Origin of the sequence: Rhodococcus sp. p52 (assembly GCF_000763325.2) — a bacterium.
Classification (GTDB): domain Bacteria; phylum Actinomycetota; class Actinomycetes; order Mycobacteriales; family Mycobacteriaceae; genus Rhodococcus; species Rhodococcus pyridinivorans.
Genome location: NZ_CP016819.1, coordinates 778,526 through 797,532 on the forward strand (window position 1 = coordinate 778,526; position 19,007 = coordinate 797,532).

Annotated in this window: 20 protein-coding genes; 12 read left to right on the forward strand and 8 right to left on the reverse strand. The window is 68.2% G+C overall.

The features are described from left to right. Positions 1–16 precede the first annotated feature (16 nt). On the reverse strand, positions 17–1,843 hold the full coding sequence (locus IM25_RS03390) for a penicillin-binding transpeptidase domain-containing protein (RefSeq protein ID WP_065995744.1): 1,827 nt from the start codon (positions 1,841–1,843) through the stop codon (positions 17–19). A 193-nt stretch (positions 1,844–2,036) separates the two neighbouring features. Here IM25_RS03390 and IM25_RS03395 point away from each other — a divergent pair, with 193 nt between their 5' ends. Both IM25_RS03395 and IM25_RS03400 read left to right on the forward strand, forming a co-directional pair. After that, positions 2,037–3,572: an ABC-F family ATP-binding cassette domain-containing protein gene (locus tag IM25_RS03395; protein ID WP_019290859.1), complete on the forward strand. Its 1,536-nt coding sequence runs from the start codon at positions 2,037–2,039 to the stop codon at positions 3,570–3,572. 22 nt (positions 3,573–3,594) lie between these two features. Next, positions 3,595–4,407 carry an alpha/beta fold hydrolase gene (locus IM25_RS03400; protein ID WP_019290858.1) on the forward strand — a complete coding sequence of 271 codons (813 nt, stop codon included), beginning with the start codon at positions 3,595–3,597 and terminating at the stop codon, positions 4,405–4,407. 16 nt (positions 4,408–4,423) lie between these two features. Here IM25_RS03400 and IM25_RS03405 read toward each other — a convergent pair whose 3' ends face one another. Further along, on the reverse strand, positions 4,424–5,014 hold the full coding sequence (locus IM25_RS03405; protein ID WP_006552714.1) for a hypothetical protein: 591 nt from the start codon (positions 5,012–5,014) through the stop codon (positions 4,424–4,426). Positions 5,015–5,342: 328 nt separating this feature from the next. Continuing rightward, positions 5,343–6,569: an acyl-CoA dehydrogenase family protein gene (locus IM25_RS03410; RefSeq protein WP_033096324.1), complete on the reverse strand. Its 1,227-nt coding sequence runs from the start codon at positions 6,567–6,569 to the stop codon at positions 5,343–5,345. Between the two features lie 133 nt (positions 6,570–6,702). On the opposite strand from IM25_RS03410, the gene IM25_RS03415 reads away from it, so the two are divergent. Beyond that, complete coding sequence (locus IM25_RS03415) at positions 6,703–7,821, forward strand: energy-coupling factor ABC transporter permease (protein WP_019290855.1); 1,119 nt, start codon at positions 6,703–6,705, stop codon at positions 7,819–7,821. Positions 7,822–7,847: 26 nt separating this feature from the next. On the opposite strand, the gene IM25_RS03420 is transcribed toward IM25_RS03415, so the two are convergent. Next, complete coding sequence (locus tag IM25_RS03420; RefSeq protein ID WP_019290854.1) at positions 7,848–8,483, reverse strand: TetR/AcrR family transcriptional regulator; 636 nt, start codon at positions 8,481–8,483, stop codon at positions 7,848–7,850. A gap of 96 nt (positions 8,484–8,579) precedes the next feature. Here IM25_RS03420 and IM25_RS27565 point away from each other — a divergent pair, with 96 nt between their 5' ends. The 6 genes from IM25_RS27565 to IM25_RS03445 all read left to right on the forward strand — a co-directional run bounded on the left by IM25_RS27565 (position 8,580) and on the right by IM25_RS03445 (position 13,020). Further along, positions 8,580–8,630 carry a hypothetical protein gene (locus IM25_RS27565; RefSeq protein ID WP_367880875.1) on the forward strand — a complete coding sequence of 17 codons (51 nt, stop codon included), beginning with the start codon at positions 8,580–8,582 and terminating at the stop codon, positions 8,628–8,630. A gap of 114 nt (positions 8,631–8,744) precedes the next feature. Next, on the forward strand, positions 8,745–9,260 hold the full coding sequence (locus IM25_RS03425; protein ID WP_016694511.1) for a DUF4242 domain-containing protein: 516 nt from the start codon (positions 8,745–8,747) through the stop codon (positions 9,258–9,260). A 7-nt stretch (positions 9,261–9,267) separates the two neighbouring features. Next, positions 9,268–10,317, forward strand: coding sequence for an acyl-CoA dehydrogenase family protein (locus tag IM25_RS03430; RefSeq protein ID WP_065995745.1), 1,050 nt, complete (start codon positions 9,268–9,270; stop codon positions 10,315–10,317). After that, on the forward strand, positions 10,293–11,033 hold the full coding sequence (locus tag IM25_RS03435) for an ABC transporter ATP-binding protein (RefSeq protein WP_033096325.1): 741 nt from the start codon (positions 10,293–10,295) through the stop codon (positions 11,031–11,033). The genes IM25_RS03430 and IM25_RS03435 overlap by 25 nt, the downstream gene beginning before the upstream one ends. Next, on the forward strand, positions 11,030–12,202 hold the full coding sequence (locus tag IM25_RS03440; RefSeq protein ID WP_019290851.1) for an ABC transporter substrate-binding protein: 1,173 nt from the start codon (positions 11,030–11,032) through the stop codon (positions 12,200–12,202). Before IM25_RS03435 ends, IM25_RS03440 begins: the two co-directional genes overlap by 4 nt. A 47-nt stretch (positions 12,203–12,249) precedes the next feature. Beyond that, entirely contained in the window at positions 12,250–13,020 is a 771-nt protein-coding gene (locus IM25_RS03445; protein WP_371683127.1) for an ABC transporter permease, read from the forward strand. A gap of 7 nt (positions 13,021–13,027) precedes the next feature. Here IM25_RS03445 and IM25_RS03450 read toward each other — a convergent pair whose 3' ends face one another. From IM25_RS03450 to IM25_RS03465, 4 genes are read right to left on the reverse strand one after another with little or no spacing between them, the layout of a single operon-like run. Then, the gene (locus tag IM25_RS03450) at positions 13,028–13,501 is read right to left on the reverse strand and encodes a nitroreductase family deazaflavin-dependent oxidoreductase (RefSeq protein WP_065995746.1); all 474 of its coding nucleotides are present in this window, start codon (positions 13,499–13,501) and stop codon (positions 13,028–13,030) included. A gap of 4 nt (positions 13,502–13,505) precedes the next feature. Continuing rightward, positions 13,506–14,378, reverse strand: a complete 873-nt coding sequence (locus IM25_RS03455) for an alpha/beta fold hydrolase (RefSeq protein WP_019290848.1) — start codon at positions 14,376–14,378, stop codon at positions 13,506–13,508. Then, positions 14,368–15,009, reverse strand: coding sequence for a TetR/AcrR family transcriptional regulator (locus IM25_RS03460; RefSeq protein WP_065995747.1), 642 nt, complete (start codon positions 15,007–15,009; stop codon positions 14,368–14,370). The genes IM25_RS03455 and IM25_RS03460 overlap by 11 nt, the downstream gene beginning before the upstream one ends. Beyond that, the gene (locus IM25_RS03465) at positions 15,006–16,850 is read right to left on the reverse strand and encodes an N-acyl-D-amino-acid deacylase family protein (RefSeq protein WP_033096408.1); all 1,845 of its coding nucleotides are present in this window, start codon (positions 16,848–16,850) and stop codon (positions 15,006–15,008) included. The genes IM25_RS03460 and IM25_RS03465 overlap by 4 nt, the downstream gene beginning before the upstream one ends. 71 nt (positions 16,851–16,921) lie before the next feature. On the opposite strand from IM25_RS03465, the gene IM25_RS03470 reads away from it, so the two are divergent. From IM25_RS03470 to IM25_RS03480, 3 genes are all read left to right on the forward strand, one after another. Continuing rightward, positions 16,922–17,983: an alanine racemase gene (locus IM25_RS03470; RefSeq protein WP_019290846.1), complete on the forward strand. Its 1,062-nt coding sequence runs from the start codon at positions 16,922–16,924 to the stop codon at positions 17,981–17,983. A 92-nt stretch (positions 17,984–18,075) separates the two neighbouring features. Then, the gene (locus IM25_RS03475; RefSeq protein ID WP_019290845.1) at positions 18,076–18,522 is read left to right on the forward strand and encodes an FAS1-like dehydratase domain-containing protein; all 447 of its coding nucleotides are present in this window, start codon (positions 18,076–18,078) and stop codon (positions 18,520–18,522) included. Beyond that, on the forward strand, positions 18,519–18,956 hold the full coding sequence (locus IM25_RS03480; RefSeq protein WP_065995748.1) for a MaoC/PaaZ C-terminal domain-containing protein: 438 nt from the start codon (positions 18,519–18,521) through the stop codon (positions 18,954–18,956). Before IM25_RS03475 ends, IM25_RS03480 begins: the two co-directional genes overlap by 4 nt. The last annotated feature ends 51 nt before the right edge of the window (positions 18,957–19,007 follow it).

Consider the following 19,007-nt stretch of genomic DNA (forward strand, 5'->3'; position numbering starts at 1 on the left):
ACAACCTTCACTTCAGTCACACGAGATACCAGCACGCATTGTGCACGAACACATCACAATTGCGCCACCCGTCCTCCCCCCTCAGCCATCGCCCCGCCGCCTCGACGGCAGGGGCGGAGCCGTCCGCCCCCGACACGAACACCGCAAAGGCAAGATTATCCTGTGATCCGATAAACCAGCCGTGCGCCCCGACGTTGTCACCGTACTCCGCCGTCCCCGTCTTCCCCGTCAGATCGGGAATGTCGCGCAACGTGCCGGCTGTACCCTCGATCACAGTCTCGCGCATCATCTCTCGCAGTGCCGTCAGCACGTCCCCGGGCATCGGTTCGGCCTCCCGATCCGCGGTCGCCGGCTGCCCCTCCACGATCGTCGGAACCGGCGTGCGGCCGTTCGCCGCCGAGGCTGCGACCAGCGCCATCCCGAACGGCGACGCCGTCACCCGACCTTGTCCGATCGCTGCCTCCACGCGGGCAGCATCGGTGTCTGCGACCGGCACGTTACCCGTGACCGTGACGAGACCGGGCGTGACGTAATCGATGCCGAGACCGAAGCGTTCCGCGGTGGCGCGCAGGGCGTCGGGCGGCAGGTCCAGAGCGAGCTGCCCCATGGTCGTATTGCACGAGAACGCGAACGCGGTGTGCAGCGGCACGGGGCCGAGATCGAAGTTCTCGTCGTTCGGGATCGTTCGTGAGCCGACCGAGGCGACGCCCGGGCACGGCAGCACGGTGTCGGGTTCGGCGAGCCCGGCATCGAGCGCCGCCGCCGTCGTCACCACCTTGAACGTCGACCCCGGCGGATAGAGGCCGGTCGCGGCGATCGGCCCCTCGGCGTCGGCCGCGTCGTTCTGGGCCATCGTGCGGATCGCGCCCGTCGAGGGTTCGATCCCGACGATCACCGCGGGCGTGTCGAAACCCGCGAGGACCTCCTCGGCCCGTCGCTGCAGGTCGAGGTCGATCGTGCTGGTCAGGTCGGGTGCCTCCGGTCCGGCTTCGCCGGCGACCTGGCTCGTCGTGCCGTCCGCCGCGCCCCGCCGGATCACCCAGCCGGCCGAGGCGTCCTGCCCCTCCTGCCACAGTTCGGCGAGGCCGGACCACACGGGCGAGGCGAGGTCGCGCTCGGTGGTGAGCAGACGGGTCTGCGGCACGAGCGTCACGCCGGGCAGCGCGGCGAGGCGATCCTCGATCGGTGCGAGGTCCTCCTCACGCAGTGTGATCACTCCCGCAGCGCCGCCGGCGGCCACCGCGACCTGCTCGGCGAGACTCTCCGCCGTGATCGTCGGGACGACCGTGGCCAGCACGGGAGCGACCGCGGCGGGATCGGCGGTGGCATCCAGGTTCACGACGGTGACGACCTGCTCCCCCATGAGCGGCCGCCCGGCCCGGTCGAAGATCGTCGGCGGGGCGCCGACGGTGGTCAGATACTCCAGCGACGCGCCGCCCGCCAGTTCCGGTGACAGCACCGTGGGGTCCCAGCGGACCCGCCACGCGTCGGCCTCGGGGTCCTCCGTCGCGCTGCCGGTGGTGCGGTACGACCAGTCGCGGCCCTCCCCGAAGTTCCACGTCACGTCGAGGTCGAAGGTGTCGCCGTCGCCCGTCCCCGCGACACTCACGGTCGGGTCGTCGTGGCCGAGGCCGGCGAAGAGGACATCGATCGCGGACTCCGCGGCCACCGGATCGGTGGTCAGCGCTGCCGCTCCGGAGACGTCGCCGGCGTCGAGAGCGGCAGCGAACTCTTCCGCGATCGTCTCGGGCTGATCGGGGCCGAGGGCACACGCCGACAGCGACAGCACCGTGGCTGTCGCGACTCCCATACCGATCAGTCGGATCCACACGGTCCCGATCATGCCTGCACTTTCGAGCCCGTGCCTGTTATCGCAGGTAGGAGTCGGGGTGAAATATTCGGTTGCATCCCGGACGGTGCGAGCTCACCATGGTGTTCGCATCCCGTACCCGTCGATCGGAGAAGTCCGTTGCTCCTGTGAGAGGTCCCGTCCCCCGCGCACTCGCGCAATCGACCCTCACCCTTCGGGAGCCATCATGTCTTCATCCGGTATCACGCTGTCCGCACTCTCGTACGCCCATCCGGACGGCACCATCGCCGTGCAGGATCTCGACGCCGTCGTCCCGGCGGGGCGGATCGGCTTGGTGGGACGCAACGGAAGTGGGAAGACCACCCTGCTCCGGTTGATCGCGGGTGAACTCCGCCCGACCTCCGGTTCGTCGACGGTGCGGGGACGGGTCGCCTACCTCCCTCAGGACGTGACCCTCGATCCGACGGTGCCGGTCGATTCCGTCCTCGGCATCGGAGATATCCGAAAGTCCCTGCGCCACATCGAATCAGGATCGTTCGACGATCGGGACTTCGAGGTCGTAGCCGATCGGTGGGACATCGAGGACCGCGCTCTTGCGCTCATGCATCGCGTCGGCCTCGACCGGATCCTGCACGACGTCGGGGATTTCGACCGCACCGTCGGTCAGCTCTCCGGCGGGGAGACGGTGCTGCTCGCCTTCACCGCACGCCTGCTCGACGAGCCGGACGCGCTGTTGCTCGACGAGCCGACGAACAATCTCGACGCCGACGGACGTGCGCGCCTGCAGGATGCGCTCGACCGGTTCCCCGGCACGGTGCTCGTCGCCGGGCACGACCGGGAACTGCTCGACCGCATGGACTCGATCGCCGAACTGCGCAACGGGGCTCTGCGCCTGTTCGGCGGCGGATTCGGCGAGTACGAACGGATCGTCGCGGAGGAGCAGGAGGCGGCACGGGCCGCAGTGCGGGACGCCCGTAACGACGTGCGGCGCCAGGCACGCGAATTGGCGGCGGCGCACGTCACGCTCGCCCGGCGGCAACGCTACGGGCAGAAGATGTACGAGCAGAAGCGCGAACCCAAGATCGTCATGGGCGCGCGCAAACGGCAGGCGCAGGAATCCGCCGGGCGATTCCGCCGTGAGCACGAGGAGGATCTGACCACTGCACGGGAGAACCTCGATCGCGCGAAGGACGCCGTGCGCGACGATCCGGAGATCCGCATCGACCTGCCCGGAACCGCGGTTCCACCCGGCCGGCGTGTGGCGGACGCACCGCTCGAGATCGTCGGGCCGGAACGGATCGCGCTGCGCGGCCCCAACGGGTCGGGGAAGACGACCCTGCTGCACCGCATCGTCGAGGCGGAACCCCACGTTCCCTTCGCGTTGCTCCCGCAGCGGCTCGACATCTTCGACGACGATCGTTCGGTCGCGGAGAACGCCGAGGATCGTGCGCCGCACCTGACTCCGCAGCAGGTGCGGGCACGTCTGGCGCGCTTCCTGTTCCGCGGCCGGCACGCCGAGGTCGCCGTGGGGGCACTGTCGGGTGGGGAACGACTGCGGGCCGCGCTCGCGATCGTGCTCGCGGCCGATCCCGCTCCGCAGTTGTTGCTGCTGGACGAGCCCACCAACAACCTCGACCTGGCCGGTCTCGCGCACCTGACCCAGGCCCTGCGTGCCTACAGCGGTGCGCTCGTGGTGGTCTCGCACGACGAACGATTCCTGGAGGAGGTGGAGGTGGATCGGTCGGTCGATCTCGGGCGGTGAGCCGTTCGGCGATACTGCTGGGATGAGCCACGCGACGAATCCCGCCGACGGCACCCGGATCCGGTTCACCACGGCAGGTCCCGAGGGGGCACCGGTCGTGCTGCTGGTCCACGGCAGTGCCCTGTCGTCGGCGGTGTGGCGGGCCTTCGGCTACGTGAAGGCGCTCAGTGGGGATTTCCGGTTGGTCATGCCCGACCTGCGTGGGCACGGCCGCAGCGACACCCCTCACGACGAGGACGCCTACGCGATGGACGCGATCGTCGGGGACCTGCTGGCCGTCCTGGATGCGGCCGGGGTCGACCGGGTGCACTACGTCGGCTATTCGTTCGGCGCCCGTGCGGGACTCGCGCTCGCCGTCGACGCTCCGGACAGACTGTCGAGTCTGACGCTGCTCGGCGGGAGCGCACGCCCCCAGGCGGGATCGATGGACGCGATGTTCTTCCCCGGCACCGTCGACGTGCTCGAGCGCGAGGGCATGGACGGTTTCGTCCGTGCCTGGGAGGAGCGGCGTCGCACGCCGGTCGATCCCGCGACGCGCTCGGCCTTCCTGAAGAACGACGCGCAGGCTCTCGCCGCCTATTTCCGCCGGTCGGATCGGGAGCCGGGGATCGACGACGAGATGCTCGCCGGCATCGACGTGCCCGTGCTCGCCGTCGTCGGGTCGGACGATCGCCTGCGCGTGGAGGACACCCGCGCGTTGTCGCGCACCGTCCCCGGTGCGCGACTCGCGATCCTGCGCGGGGTGGACCATGCCGAGACGGTCTCGGCCGCGCTGCCTGCGGTCGAGACCTTTCTCTCGGCACGCGCCGGTCGGAAACCGACCGACACGCTCTGATGCTCAGGCCGGGCGCTCAGGCCGGGACGACGACCTGTTCCCGCGGTGTCATCGCCGGCACCGGCCGGGACTGCTGCGCCCTCCGGTGCGGTGCGACCGCGGCCTTCTCCTGCGCAACACGGGCCACCGCCTGCTGCCGGCCGGCTCCGGATGCCTCCGCGAGCAGCGCCGACACCGACCGCTTCATGACCTCGACGGCTTCGGGCACCGGCAAACGCAGTACGTCCCGCAGCGACACCCAGGTGGGCCAGGTCGTCGACACACCCAGCAGGTTCTCGATGTGGGTGCGGACGGTGCCGTCGACGCCCTCGAACTGGTCGGAGAACAACGCCCTGATCTCGTATCGCGCCCGGTCGAGATAACGCACGCGGTTGCGCTGCAACTCGCGCGAGAACGGCACGCGGATCTCGGACGACCGTGCGAACGGCGCGATGTATTCGAGCATCTCCGCCCGCTGCCTGCAGTAGGCGTCGATCCGCTCCTCGAGCGGCAGCGACGGATCGATCGGCTCGTAGGCGTCGACCTGGCGCCGCATCAGCTCGGCGCCGGTGACGGCGAACAATGTCTCGAGGTCGCCGAAGTGTCCCCACAACGATCGCAGGGACACCCCGGCCCGCGAGGCGATCTGCGCCCCTGTGGGTTTGAGCTCTCCCGCCCTGATGAGCGCGATATGAGCCTCTATGACGGCCTGCCGGGTGCGCTCTGCGCGAGCGCTCCTGCCGTCCGTCGTGACCGACGGCTTTTCGCCGTCCCTTCGTTCCGCGTACATCGCTCCCCCGATTTCCGCTCGGACTCCCCTCCGGACCGGTCGCTCCCCTCGTCGGCGACCGGCATAACTTTTCTCATGGCGAACAATAGTCGACACAGTGGGGGAATTGTCATCCCCCCTCCGAAAATTGTCCTTTTTGCTAATTTCGAGCGGTCGTATTCAGGGCTTACTGTGCGAGCAATCCCTTCGCGATATGTGTTACTTGAATTTCGTTACTACCGGCGTAGATCATCAACGATTTCGCATCACGCGCAAGTTGTTCGACGCGATATTCGGCCATGTATCCGTTTCCTCCGAACAGCTGCACGGCCTCCATCGCCACCTCGGTCGCAGCCCGCGACGAGTACAGCTTCATCGCCGACGCCTCCGACAGGCTCACCGGCTTCCCCGCCTGCGTACGTTCGATCGCGCTGAAGACCATGTTGCGGACGTTCACCCGCGCGATCTCCATCTCGGCGAGCTTGAGCTGGATCAACTGGAACTGTGCGATCTCCTTGCCCCACAGCTTCCGCGACTTCGCGTACTCGGTGCACAGCTTCAGACACTGCTCGATGATGCCCAGGGCCAGATAGGCGATGCCGATACGTTCGGTGGCGAAGGATTCGCGCGCGCTGTCCTTGCCGTCGCTGCGACCGCCGTCCTCGGTCTCACCCAGCAGCCGGTCGCGGGTCAGGCGCACGTTGTCGAAGAACAGCTCGCCCGTCGGCGAGGAGTTCATGCCCATCTTCTTGAAGGGCGGGCTCTGGGTGAGCCCTTCCATGCCCTTGTCCAGCACGAATGCGAGCACCTTGCGGTCGCGGCGATCCACCGAGGAGTCGCCCTCGTCGAGCTTCGCGTACACGATGATCACGTCGGCGTACGGACCGTTGGTGATGAAGGTCTTCTGGCCGTTGAGGACGTAGTCCTCCCCGTCGCGGCGCACCGTCGTCTTCATCCCGCCGAAGGCGTCCGAACCCGAATCGGGTTCGGTGATCGCCCACGCTCCGACCTTCTCGAAGGTCACCAACTCGGGCAGCCATCGCTTCTTCTGCGCGAGGGTGCCGCGGCTGCGGATCGTGCCCGCGGTCAGGCCCAGGCTGACGCCCAGCGAGGCGATGAGCCCGAGGCTCACCCCGGCGATCTCGATATTGAGCAACGCCGCCATCCCCGGCGACCCGCCGGTACCACCGGACGACCCCGAAGGCTTCTCTCCGCGTTCCTCTTTCGCGAGGGCGCGTTCGAGCGACTCACGGGCCATCTCGTCGATGCCGAAAGTCGCGTACAACTTCCGGATGATGTCGTACGGCGGCAGTTCTCCCGATTCGAGACTGTCGACGTGCGGGCGGATTTCCTTCTCGATGAAACCGCGAAGCGCATCGCGGAACATGAGGTCTGTGTCGGACCACTCGTACATGACGCAAATATAGAACGGGTTTCACTTTTTGCCCAGGCTCCCGTCCCGCCGAGCTCTCGAAAACGCTCCGCCTCCCCGATGCCGGTACTAGCCTTCGCCGCAGAGCACTCCGTCGGCGGGAGGGACATCGGAGATGGTCGATACGAGTGGGTTCGCCGGCACGGACGTCCTCGCCCTGCACATGGGCGACGGCCTGATCGCCGACCGCGCGTCCGCGTGGTTCTTCGTCATCGCCGTGATCGGGGTCAGCATCGCCGCCTGGTACGCACGCAGCGACCTGAGCAAGAGGTCGGTGCCCACTGCGGCGGTGGTCTGCGCCCTGTTGTTCGCCCTGCAGGTGGTCGACGTTCCGGTGCTGCCGGACGTGAGCGGCCACGTCGTGGGCGGCGCGCTCGCGGCGATCCTGCTCGGCCCGTTCGTGGGTGCGGTCGCATTGACGATCGTCCTCGTGGTGCAGGCCTTCGTCTTCGCCGACGGCGGCCTGTCGGCACTGGGCGCCAACGTCACGAACATGGTGCTCGTCGCCATCGCCGCCGGTTTCCTCGCCGCGACGGCGCTGCGCGCACTGTGCGAACACCACGGGGTGCGGCGGTTCGTCATGCTCGGTCTGGTCTCGTTCGTCGCAGGGTTCGTCTCGGTCCTCGCGGCGGTGACGGGTTTCGTCGTCGAGTACGCCCTCGGCGGCACCTTTGCGGTTCCGGTGTCGAACATCGGATTCCTCTACGCCACGCACATTCCCGTCGGGCTGGTCGAGGGTGTGGTGACGGCCGCCGTCGTGCTCGCCGTTGCGCGGATCTCCCCGGAATCCGTCCATCTCACCCGGCTTCCGGTCAATCCTCTCGACGCGACCGCCTCGCCGCCCCCGCCTCCGCGTCCGCGCGCTCGCGGGACGCTGTTCATCGGCCTGGCGTTCACCTCGCTCGTCGTCGCGGGGATCCTCGCGCCGCTCGCCGTCGACACCCCCGGCGCTCTCGAGGTGGCCACCTCACGCGGCTGCGAGATCGACTCGCTCGCCGAGGATCTCACAGGCGACTGCATGGCACGGGACGTCGAGGAACATCGGCTCGCCGACAGCGCACTGGCCGACTACACCATCGACGACCGTCCCGGTTCGACGGGTGTGGCCGCGGTGCTGGGGACGCTCGGCACCTTCGTGTTGGCCAGCGTGTGTTTCCGCGCTCTCGTGCCGCGGCCGGCAATCTCCGCGACCACGGAGCGCCGCACACAGCAACGGAGTAACTCGGCAGGCTGAGTCCACAGGTCGACGCGGACCCCGGGTCAGCGGGGGAGATGCGTCTCGATGACCGCTGCAGCCATGTCGCGGCCGAGCCGGATCGGTTCGACGGAGTGCTCGAACTTGCTGCCGGACAAGGCACCGTCGTAGATCAGTTGCACGCGCCCGGCCACCACCTCGGATTCGGTCACCCCGGCGAGATTCAGCAGGTCGACGAGCGTCGAATTCAGCCATTCCCGGTGCGCGAGCACCGGTTCGAGAGGCTCCTGGGGGAATTCCGTCGCGGCGTTGGCGTACTGGCATCCCCGGAAGTTCTTCTTCGGCGCCGACTGCATCGCGAGATCGAAGAAGGTGAGGATCTTCGCGATCGGATCGTCGAGCGGTTCGGCGGCGGCGTGCCACCGCTGCCGGTCGCGCTGGTCGAGATCCTCCAGATAGGCGAGCACCAGTGCATCCTTCGACCCGTACGACGAGTAGAGGCTCGCGCGGGCGACGCCGGCCTCGGCGAGGATGCGGTCGATGCCCACCGCACGGATGCCGTGCTCGGCGAAGAGCGTGCTCGCGGTGTCGAGCAGACGTGTGGAGGGTGAGGGCTTGGACGGCGATCGCTCGGCTCTCCCCTTCGGACCGGCCGTGCCCTTCGGAGTGCCGATCGATTCACTCTCGACGAACGTACGCACGTACCCAGAGTAACGGACAGGGCGCGATAGACAGACCGTTCTATTCACAGTACGGTGGAGCACGTGACACACAGCCTTCTGACTCGCCGCCTGCACGTGGATCTCGTGCGGGTGTCGACTGCTGCGTGTTGTCGCTCCTCTCTCTGACCGGCCTCGTCTGCGTGCGCCGCATGCCGTAGTCGCCCCGTCCGAAGACGAAACGGCGCCCCGCCGTGCCCGGACCGGTCACAGTTCCAACCCGCTTTCCCGGAAGGTGACCCCATGTCGCTGTATCTCTACGAACTCGTCCCCACCGAGGGCCAGGCCGAAGCTGCCATCAAGGCCTTCGACGATGCTGTCGTCGCCGCCGGCGGCGAACTGATCGAATCGCAGGTCACCACTGGCGGCACGCGTGTCTTCGCGATCGCCGAGTTCGACGCCTGCCGCCCCGCCCAGCTCGAGTCGGCCTCCCTCGATGTCGCCGAGATCGTCGGCCCGAACGAGGTCCGTCTGGTCGGCGCCGAGCTCGACCAGATCAAGGCCACCCGCCCCGAGGCCGGTTACCTCGTCGAGTGGGACATCCCCGACACCATCGACATGGAGACCTACCTCGCGCGCAAGAAGGCGAATTCACCGAAGTACGCCGACGTCCCCGAGGTGAGCTTCCTGCGCACCTACGTCCGCGAGGACATGGACAAGTGCCTGTGCTTCTACAACGCCCCCGACGAGGCCGCCGTCGTGCGCGCCCGCGAGGTCGTCAGCACGCCCATCGACCGTCTCCACTCCCTCGAAGGATAAGCATCCGATGACCGCGGCCATTGACCGGACGAGCGAGGAACAGCGCGCGGCGATCGCAGAGTTCGTACGCGATCGCGCAGCTGCTCTCGATCGCGGAGAAACCGACATCCGCACCGACATCGCCCGTACAGGCGAGCTCGGCCTGCTCCGCAAGGGGCTGAGCGGGGAGTGTCTCTCCGAGATGGTCGCGGTCATCGACGAGGTCGCCGCCGAATCGCTCACCGTCGGCTTCTCGCTGTGGGCGCAGCGCATGGCGCTCGAATACATCGATCGCGCACCGCAGTTCCTGCGCGATCGTTACCGGGACGACCTCGCGTCCGGCCGCACGATCGGCGTCACCGCCATGGCCGCGGCGCTCAAGCATCTTGCCGGTCTCGGCGAGCTCCCCCCCGTCGCCGAACGAACCGACGACGGCATCACCGTCACCGGCCCGATCCACTGGGCGTCCAACGTCTTTCCCGACTCGGTGATCGTCTTCCCGGCCCGCACCGCCGACGGTGATCGCCTCGTCGCCGTCGTCCGCGCCGACGCCGAGGGCATCACCATCGCGGATTCACCCGAACTGCTCGCACTCGGCGCCACGTCGTCGACCTCGCTGAAGCTCGATGGTGTGCGGATTCCGCAGTCGCACATCCTCACCGAGGATCTCGCAAACTTCTGCGGTTCGATCCGGCCCACCTTCATGATGCTGCAGACCTCGTTCTGCGTCGGCATGGCACGCGCATCGCTCACTGAGGCCGTCGGCCGTCTGCACGGACTGGGCGAGCAGTTCACCGGTGAGTACGAAGAGCTTTCGGCGCAGTACGAGTCACTGCGCGAACGGCTGTACCGCTTCGCCACCGATCCCACCTCGATCGCTCCTGCGGAGTTCATCCGCCTGCGTCTCGACGGTTCGGTCGTCGCCGTCGCCGCGACCCGCCTCGAAGCGACACTGCGCGGCGGTGCCGGATACGCGACGGCCAGCGCCACCAACCGCCGATTCCGTGAGGCGGCCTTCCTGCCCATTCAATCGCCGTCGGAAGGACAGCTGCGGTGGGAACTGTCGCAGTACGAATAGCGAACGGATACAAGAGTTTCGCCGGTCGCCGTAGCCCGGTTCTCCAGGGGGTGGATCTGGATATCGCGGCCGGCGAGTTCCTCGTGGTGCTCGGCAGCAGCGGTAGCGGCAAGTCGACGCTGCTGCGGATCGTCGCGGGTCTCGATCACCTCGATCGCGGTTCCGTCGACTGGCCCGACACCGAGGGCGACAACCGTCCGCACACCGGGATGGTCTTCCAGCAGCCCTTCCTGATGCCGTGGCTCACCGTGCGCGAGAACATCGCCTTCGGTGGACGGTTCGCCGCGCACCGCGAGCGGTTCGACACCGCCTACGCCGATTCGCTCCTCGAGCGTTTCGGCCTCTCCGCGCTCGCCGGCTACTACCCCGACCAGCTGTCCGGTGGTCAGGCCCAGCGCATCGCCGTCATCCGCGCCGTCGCGGTGCGTCCGCGACTGCTGCTGCTCGACGAACCGTTCAGCGCCCTCGACCCGGCCACCCGCTCCGATTTGCGGTCGTGGCTCGGCGAACTCGCGCGCGATCTCGGTTTCACGACGGTCCTCGTCACCCACGACATCGACGAGGCGCTCGAACTCGCCGACCGCATCGCACTGTTCGGGAGTTCGGGTGTGGTGCAGCAGGAATGGGCGCTCGGCGGCATGTCTGCGCTCGACCGCGACGCGCTGCGTCCGGCCATCCTGGCGCACTACCGCGATTCGTCGCTGTCCGCGACATGACCGATCCGGGCCTGTTCAGCCGTCGCACCCTCATGCGCGGTGCGCTCGGCCTCGCGGCAGCCGGGGGTATTGCCGGCACGATCGACCTCGCGCGCACCGCGACCACCGACCGCGCCAATCGCACGGGGCAACTGCGCATCGGCTACCTGCCGATCACCGACGCCGCGCCGCTGCTCGTCGCGCACGGGTCGAGCCTGTATCCCTCCGGCGTCGTCGATTCCGCGAAGCCGGTGCTCTTCCGCAGTTGGGCGTCGCTCGCCGAAGCCTTCATCAGCCGGCGCGTCGACGTCGTGCACCTGCTCATGCCCATGGCGGTCCAGTTGCGGTACGGCCTGGGTAGTTCCGTGCGGATCCTCGGCTGGAACCACACCAACGGCTCGGCGCTGACGGTCGCCCCGCACATCACCGACCTGAGCGATCTCGCAGGTCAGACGGTGGCGATCCCGTTCTGGTGGTCGATCCACAACATTGCTCTGCAACAGCTGTTGCGGGCGCACGGACTGACACCGGTCGTGCGGGAGGCGCCGTCGAAGTCCGCCCGTACCGTGGGCCTCGTCGTGATGGGTCCGTCCGACATGATCCCGGCCCTGGCGAACGGCTCGATCGCCGCGTTCACCGTCGCCGATCCGTTCAACGCCGCCGCGGAGGTCCGCGGGGTGGGGCGGATCCACCGTTTCCTCGGTGATGTGTGGCGCGACCACGCGTGCTGCGCCCTGCTCGTGCACGAGGACCTGATCGAACGCGACCCCGTCGCCGTACAGTCCCTCACCGACTCGGTGGTCTCCGCCCAGTTGCAGATCGGCGCCGACCGTCAGGCCGCGGCCGCGATGTTGTCCGCCGGATACCTTCCGCAGCCATTGCCCGCGATCACGAAGGCCCTCACCTATCCCGACCGCGAGGCCGGCACGATGCACCCGCAGTGGCAGCCGCAACGCATCGGGTACCAGCCGTTCCCCTTCCCGACCTTCACCGCGGCACTGATCGAGGCGATGCACGACACCGTCGTCGACGGCGACACACGGTTCCTCTCTCGTCTCGACCCTGCGACGGTGCACGACGACCTCGTCGACGACCGCTTCGTCCGCACATCCCTCACCCGCGTCGACGGCACCGATGCCTTCGGCCTTCCCGCCGATCTCACCCGCACAGAGGAGGTCGATCCTTCGTGAGCGCCCCGACCGGCACGGCGCCGGAGACGGCCCGCACCGTCCGGCAGCTGCCCCTCGTCCCCCAGGCCGTCGCCATCGTCATCGCGATCGCCTTGTGGTGGCTGGTGACGACGGTGCTCGTCGCGCCGGATTCGCTCGTGCGGGACTTCGCCCCGCAGTACGTCTTCCCGGCGATCGTCGACCTGTTCGCACGCGGCGTCCTGCTGCCCGACACGCTCGCGAGCCTGTGGCGGTTGCTGGTGGGTCTGCTGATCGCCGCGACGCTCGGCATCCCGCTCGGGTTGCTGATCGGACTCAACCCGTTGGTCGAGCGCGCGACGATGCCCATCATGCAGTTCCTGCGGATGATCTCGCCGCTGTCGTGGGCGCCGATCGCCGTGGCGTTGTTCGGCATCGGCCACCAGCCCGTATTCTTCCTCATCGCCGCCGCCGCGATCTGGCCGATCGTCATCAACACGGCGGCCGGTGTGCACGGCATCGACCAGGGCTATCTGATGGTGGCCCGCTCGTTCGGTGCGACGCGACTCGAACTGCTCATCACCGTCGTCCTGCCGGCCATCCGCGCGCAGGTGCAGACCGGTCTGCGGGTCGGTCTCGGTATCGCGTGGGTCGTGCTCGTCCCCGCCGAGATGCTCGGCGTGCGGTCCGGTCTCGGCTACCAGATCCTCAACGCCCGCGACCAGCTCGCCTACGACCAGGTCATGGCCGTGATCGTCGTGATCGGTTTCCTCGGGTTCTGGCTCGACTGGGCGGCGCGGCACCTGCTGCGCGAACGGCGGAGGCCGGTGAGCGTCGAGGAAGCCGACCGCCCGCTCTGACCTGCGATCAGGACTCGAGCGGCGTCAGTACGAAGACGGGGAGCACCCGGTCGGTGCGCTTCGCGTACAGCGCGTAGTTCGGCCACGTCTCCAGCAGCCCCTGCCACAGCCGCGCGCGTTCGTCGCCCTCCGCGATCCGCACCGACACCGCGTGCTCGTGCCCGTCGTACAGCACCTGCGCCTGGTCGGCCGCGCGCAGGTTGATCGCCCAGGACGGGGCTTTCGGGTGTCCCCAGTTCGACCCCACCACGAGCCATCCCCCGTCGTGCGGCACACACAGCAGCGGTGTGGACCGCGGCACCCCGCTCTTGCGGCCCTTCACGGTGAGCACGAGCGAGGGCAGTCCCGCGATCGCGAGCAGGGTGACCTTGCCGCGCGTGGCCCGTTGGATGGTCTTGTCCACCGCGATGATCGGCTGTGAATACCGCGGCAACCACGGCAACGCTCCGATACGGACGGCGACCGGTCGGAGCGGATTCATGCGGTCATCTCCCCCAGGCTGCCAGCAGCGTCCGGGCTGCGGCGACGACGGCCAGCGGCTGATCGATCATCGGATGGTGGCCCGAGGCCGGAAGATCGATCAACAACGCATCAGGACCCAGATTGTCGACCATCCGCCCGTAGAGCGCGTCGTCGATGATGCCGCGTTCGCAGCGGAAGTAGGCGACGGCGCATCCCGGACTCATCGCCTCGAGGCTACGGCGCCCCTCACGTCCCATGCGGAGATTGTCGAATTTCCACGACCAGCCGCCGTCGACCTGCTTCAGCGATCCGCGGGCGATGTGCTCGAGCACGTAGGGTTCGGCGTCGTCCTGCGGCGGCACGAGGCGGAATCGGGCGACGGCGTCCTCCGCCGCGGCGTACACCTTCGGCGGTCCGGCGTTCGCGACGGCCTTCGCGCGCATCTCGAGTTCCTCGGGCGTCATGTCGCGGATCGGCGAATCGATGATCACCACACCGGCGAGTTCGTCGCCGTGGAGATGTGAGGCGGCGAACGAGACGATCCCGCCCATGCTGTGACCGATGAGGACCGGTGGACCGCTGATACCGCCGGCGCGGGCCGCAGCGACGACCTCCGCGGACCACGCTTCCAGGGTGTAGTGCTCGCGGTGGTCACTGTCGCCGTGACCGCTCAGATCGAGCGCGACGACACGACGTCCGGCGGCAAGCTGCGGGCCGATGTGGTCCCACCACCCCGAATGCGCCATGCCGCCGTGGACCAGCACGATGCCCGGCAGACCGGATTCGCCCCACGCCCGGTAGGCGATGGTCGCACCGGCTGCCTCGACCTTCCCGGTCTCGACGGGCGTGGCCAGGGCGTCGACGAACCACTGAGGAGCAGATCCACTATTGCTCATTATTCGAACTTATGTCAGATGTGACGAGCGCCAACATCCGGGCCATCAGTTCGATCCGTCGCACCTCGAGTTCCGGCTGCGGATGCACCGTCGACGCCAGCGCTTCGCCGTCGAACATGTGCACGAGCGACAGCAGGAGGGTGTCGAAGACGTCGGCCGGGAACCGTGCCGCGACAGGCAGCGACCTGCCGAGATCGACGATCTGGGCGTGGTAGCGCTCGGCCATCGGCGTTAGATGCTCCCGCAACGCCGGGTCGGTGCGCGCCGCGCCGAGCAGTTCGTACCAGGCTGCGTTCATCGGGGCCCGGCAGGCGGTGCGCAGCAGTTCGAGGCACACCCGCAGCGACTCGGAGATGTCCGCGTGCTCGTCACCGAGCGCCGCGAGACCCGCTTCGAAGTTCGCGAACTGGCGTTCCCGGACGGCGTCGGCCGCCGCGATCATCAGGTCGAGTCGCGTGGGGAAGTGCCGGAACACCCCACCCGACGACCCCCCCGAGCGCCGGCACACCTCACCGATCGTGGTCGCGGTACAACCGAGCTCGGCGAGGGCAGTGATGGTCGCGTCGAGGATGCGGCCGATCGTCTCCTCCCTGCGCTCCTGCTGGGTACGGCGTACTACGGATGCACTCACGCGACGGGCTCACCCGCCGAGATGCGCATCGGCGCGGGTCCGCGCTCCTCCACCCCGGCGCGCAGGAACCGGCCGGTGCCGACGGTATGTCCGTAACCGGGCACGAACTCGCCGTCGCGGAAGACCACCCGGCCGGCGACCGCCGTCGCCGTCACCGCGCGGTCGTTGCGGTTGACCATGCGGCGGATTCCGCCGAACTCCTCGAGCGGCGACTCGTGATAGGCATCGACGTCGGCGTTCAGTCCGGCAGGATCGACGACGACGAAGTCGGCGCGGTCGCCCACCCGCAGGTGGCCGGCGTCGATTCCGTAGAAGTCGCCGAGTTCGCCGGTGAGCTTGTGGACGGCTTCGGGCAGCGGGAGGAACGGCCTGCCCGCCTTCTCGGCGTCGTGGACGCTCTTCTTCTCGGCGTCGTGGACGCGGCGGAGCAGGCAGATCGCGAAGTTGTAGAAGGCCATGTTCCGCAGGTGGGCGCCGGCGTCCGAGAACCCGACGGTGACGCCGGGCGTGCGGATGAGCCGGTCGGCGACCTTGCTTCGGTCGTTGGCGATCACGGTGTGCCACCGGAACTTCCTGCCGTACTCGACGACGAGGTCGAGGAAGGTGTCGACAGGATGCAGCTTCCTCTCGCGCGCGACGTCGCCGATCGACCGGCCGACGAGCGAGGCGTCGGGACATTCGACGATCCGGGTGTCGTCGAAATCGCGGTGCCACACGCGCGGTGAGAACTTCTTCTCGAAGTCCTGCCGGAACCAGCGGCGGTAGGCCTCGTCGCGCAGCAGGTCGTTGCGGACGAGTTCGTCCTGCAGATGCAGTGCGGCACGGCCTGATCCGAATTCCTCGAAGACGACGAGGTCGATGCCGTCGGAGTACACCTCGAAGGTCGTGGGCAGGTGTTGCCAGCGGAAGGCACCCTTGCCGATCCGGTTGGCCGCGAATGCAATCGGACCGAAGATGCGGTTGACCCACCGTTCGGCCTTCGTGTCGGCCGCTGCGAGCACCGACGTCTTCATCGGCTTGCGCCCGATGCCCGTGCCGGCGAGGGCGAAGAACACGACGTCGTACTTGGTGTTGAGGTTCGGCACGGCCTGCAGGGTGCGACCGCGTCGGCGCAGGATCTTGTGCAGGCGGCGGAATTCCGACCACGACGCGTGGGTCGACGGCAGGGTGCGCGAGCGATAGCGGTCGCCGTCCATCTTGTCCCACGGGTTCGTCATCGTCGACACGCCGAGGAAGCCCGCGTCGAGGGCGTCCTCGATGCGGGCGTCGATCTCGGCGAGTTCGGCCCGGGTCGGTCGGTTCGCCGACTCGGTAGAGCGTCCGAGCCCCATCACCGACGCGCGGACGTCCGAATGTCCCACGAAGGCCGTCACGTTCGGGCCGAGCGGAAGCTTGTTCAGCGCCTCGATGTATTCGCGGGGCGTGCTCCAAGTCTTGGACTTCTCGAGGGCTGAGAGGACGTGCTCGCGCGGGAGTGCTTCGACGCGACTGAACAGGTCGGCAGCGTCGACCGGCGGCACGAAGACCGTCGAGATCGAGCAGTTGCCCATGAGCACGGTCGTGACGCCGTGCCGCACCGACTCGGACAGACCCGGACCCACGAGCACTTCGGCGTCGTAGTGGGTGTGGGTGTCGACGAAGCCCGGCATCACCCAGCGGCCGTGCGCGTCGACGACCTCGGTGTTCGGGCCGGCAGGAAGGTCGTCGGAGGTCGCGGTGACGACGACTCCGTCGCGGATACCGAGGTTGCGGACGACGCCGGGTGCGCCCGTCCCGTCGAACCAGAGACCACCTCGGACGATGACGTCGAAATCCCCATAATTGTGATCCACACCACTCATGGCGCGAGGGTACATGAAAAAGAGGCCGCGCACTCTCTAAATTCCCGGTTCCGACGGTCTACGGTTCGGCCATGGACCTCGACACCACCCCGGCACTGCTCGTCGACCGCGACATCCTCGACCGCAACATCGCGCGGATGGCGCAGTCCGCCGCCTCACGAGGCCTGTCGCTGCGACCCCACGCGAAGACGCACAAGTGCTCCGAGATCGGACGACGCCAGCTCGGTGCGGGAGCCCGCGGCCTGACGGTCGCGACCGTCTCCGAAGCCGAAGTCTTCGCCGACGAGGGTTTCGACGACCTGTTCGTCGCGTACCCGCTGTGGGTCGACGCTGCCCGCGGTGCACGGCTGCGCGCGTTGACCGACCGGGTGCGCCTGACGGTCGGGATCGATTCCGCGACCGGAGCCCGGCAATTCGTCGAGCACGCCGGCACCGCGATCGGGGTGCTCGTCGAGATCGACAGCGGGCACCACCGCACCGGCGTGTTGCCCGAACAGGCCGGAACCGTGGCGTCGGCGGCCCGCGAGGCGGGCCTCGACGTGCGCGGCGTCTTCACCTTCCCCGGCCACTCGTACGCACCCGACGCGCCCGACAGCGCAGCACGGGAGGAAGCCGACGCACTGGCGGCAGCAGCGGCGTCGCTACGAGCAGCGGGGATCGAGCCGACCGTGATCAGTGGGGGTTCCTCCCCCACGGCACATCTCGACGTGCCCACGGTTGCAACCGAGTTGCGTCCCGGCGTGTACGTCTTCGGTGATGCGCAGCAACTCGAACTCGGCGCGGTGAGCGAATCCGACATCGCGCTGACCGCCCTGGCGACCGTCGTTTCCGCTCGCGACGAGGTGATCGTGCTCGATGCCGGTTCCAAGGTGCTCGGCGCCGATCGAGCCGCGTGGGCCACGGGGTACGGACGCATCCTCGGGGAACCGGACGCGCGCATCACCGCACTGTCGGAGCATCACGCGACGGTGCAGTGGCCGGAGGCATCGACCCGCCCACAACTCGGCGACAGGGTGCGGGTGATCCCCAACCACGTGTGCAATGCCGTGAACCTCGCGGACGAGTTGATCACGGTCTCCGGCGACGCGGTAGTCGAGCGATGGAAGGTCGCGGCACGAGGGTGCAACACGTGATCCCGAGACGGTCCCCACACGATCACCTCGAATTCGGCGTGTAGGTCACGAACACGACACCGATCCTCCCCGTACGTCGCTACGCTGCGTTGATGCCGCTGAACCCCGACCTTGCCGGACGCATCTTTCCGCCGACGTCCTATCTCGTCGGCCGGGAGAAGATCCGGGAATTCGCCCGCGCCGTCCGATCGACGCATCCGATCCATCTCGACCCGGAGGCAGCCCGGGCCGCCGGCTTCCCTGATGTCGTGGCTCCTACGACCTTCACCACCGTCGTCCAGAGTCCGTCGGTGACACAGCTTCTGGAGACGCCGGGTACCGGTCTCGAGCTGCACCGGGTGGTGCACGGGTCGGAGAAGGTCGAGCACCGGCGCCCGATCGTGGCCGGCGACGATTTGACCGCGACGCTCACCATCACGGAGGTCACCGAACGCGCCGGCAACCACATCCTGTCCACGATCTGCGAGATCCGGGACGACACGGACGATCTGGTCGCGGTAGTCACTTCGACACTGCTTCACCGAGGAGACGACGCATGACACTCGGCACCGCAATACGATTCGACGAACTCGAGGTCGGTGCGGTCATCGCGAAGACCGAACTGACGGTGACCCGCAGCGATCTGGTCCGCTACGCCGGTGCCTCGGGCGACTTCAACCCGATCCACTACGACGACGTCGTCGCAGCCGGCGAAGGGCTCCCCGGCGTGCTCTGCCAGGGAATGCTCACCGCAGCCCTCGCCCTGCAGACCCTCACGGAACGGCTCGGCGATCCCACCGTGGGCGTCTCCTACGAGACACGGTTCACGCGACCCGTTGTGGTCGACCCGATGCACGGTGCCGTCCTGTCGGTGTCTGCGAAGGTCGGCCACCTCGACGAGGCGGAGCGCACCGCACGGATCGATATCACCGTATCCGTCGACGACCGGCGGGTGCTCGGCAAGACCCAGGTCCGGCTCGCGTTCTCGTCCTGACTCCGAGCGCCGGGAATTCGCCGACGGAACGGACCTCGGTAAGAGAGGATC

What these genes read in the sequence shown, in the direction of transcription:
- IM25_RS03390 (WP_065995744.1), bottom strand. Translation starts at nt 1,843, where the DNA reads ATGATCGGGACCGTGTGGATCCGACTGATCGGTATGGGAGTCGCGACA.
- IM25_RS03395 (WP_019290859.1), top strand. Translation starts at nt 2,037, where the DNA reads ATGTCTTCATCCGGTATCACGCTGTCCGCACTCTCGTACGCCCATCCG.
- IM25_RS03400 (WP_019290858.1), top strand. Translation starts at nt 3,595, where the DNA reads ATGAGCCACGCGACGAATCCCGCCGACGGCACCCGGATCCGGTTCACC.
- IM25_RS03410 (WP_033096324.1), bottom strand. Translation starts at nt 6,569, where the DNA reads ATGTACGAGTGGTCCGACACAGACCTCATGTTCCGCGATGCGCTTCGC.
- IM25_RS03415 (WP_019290855.1), top strand. Translation starts at nt 6,703, where the DNA reads ATGGTCGATACGAGTGGGTTCGCCGGCACGGACGTCCTCGCCCTGCAC.
- IM25_RS03425 (WP_016694511.1), top strand. Translation starts at nt 8,745, where the DNA reads ATGTCGCTGTATCTCTACGAACTCGTCCCCACCGAGGGCCAGGCCGAA.
- IM25_RS03430 (WP_065995745.1), top strand. Translation starts at nt 9,268, where the DNA reads ATGACCGCGGCCATTGACCGGACGAGCGAGGAACAGCGCGCGGCGATC.
- IM25_RS03440 (WP_019290851.1), top strand. Translation starts at nt 11,030, where the DNA reads ATGACCGATCCGGGCCTGTTCAGCCGTCGCACCCTCATGCGCGGTGCG.
- IM25_RS03450 (WP_065995746.1), bottom strand. Translation starts at nt 13,501, where the DNA reads ATGAATCCGCTCCGACCGGTCGCCGTCCGTATCGGAGCGTTGCCGTGG.
- IM25_RS03455 (WP_019290848.1), bottom strand. Translation starts at nt 14,378, where the DNA reads ATGAGCAATAGTGGATCTGCTCCTCAGTGGTTCGTCGACGCCCTGGCC.
- IM25_RS03465 (WP_033096408.1), bottom strand. Translation starts at nt 16,850, where the DNA reads ATGAGTGGTGTGGATCACAATTATGGGGATTTCGACGTCATCGTCCGA.
- IM25_RS03470 (WP_019290846.1), top strand. Translation starts at nt 16,922, where the DNA reads ATGGACCTCGACACCACCCCGGCACTGCTCGTCGACCGCGACATCCTC.
- IM25_RS03475 (WP_019290845.1), top strand. Translation starts at nt 18,076, where the DNA reads ATGCCGCTGAACCCCGACCTTGCCGGACGCATCTTTCCGCCGACGTCC.
- IM25_RS03480 (WP_065995748.1), top strand. Translation starts at nt 18,519, where the DNA reads ATGACACTCGGCACCGCAATACGATTCGACGAACTCGAGGTCGGTGCG.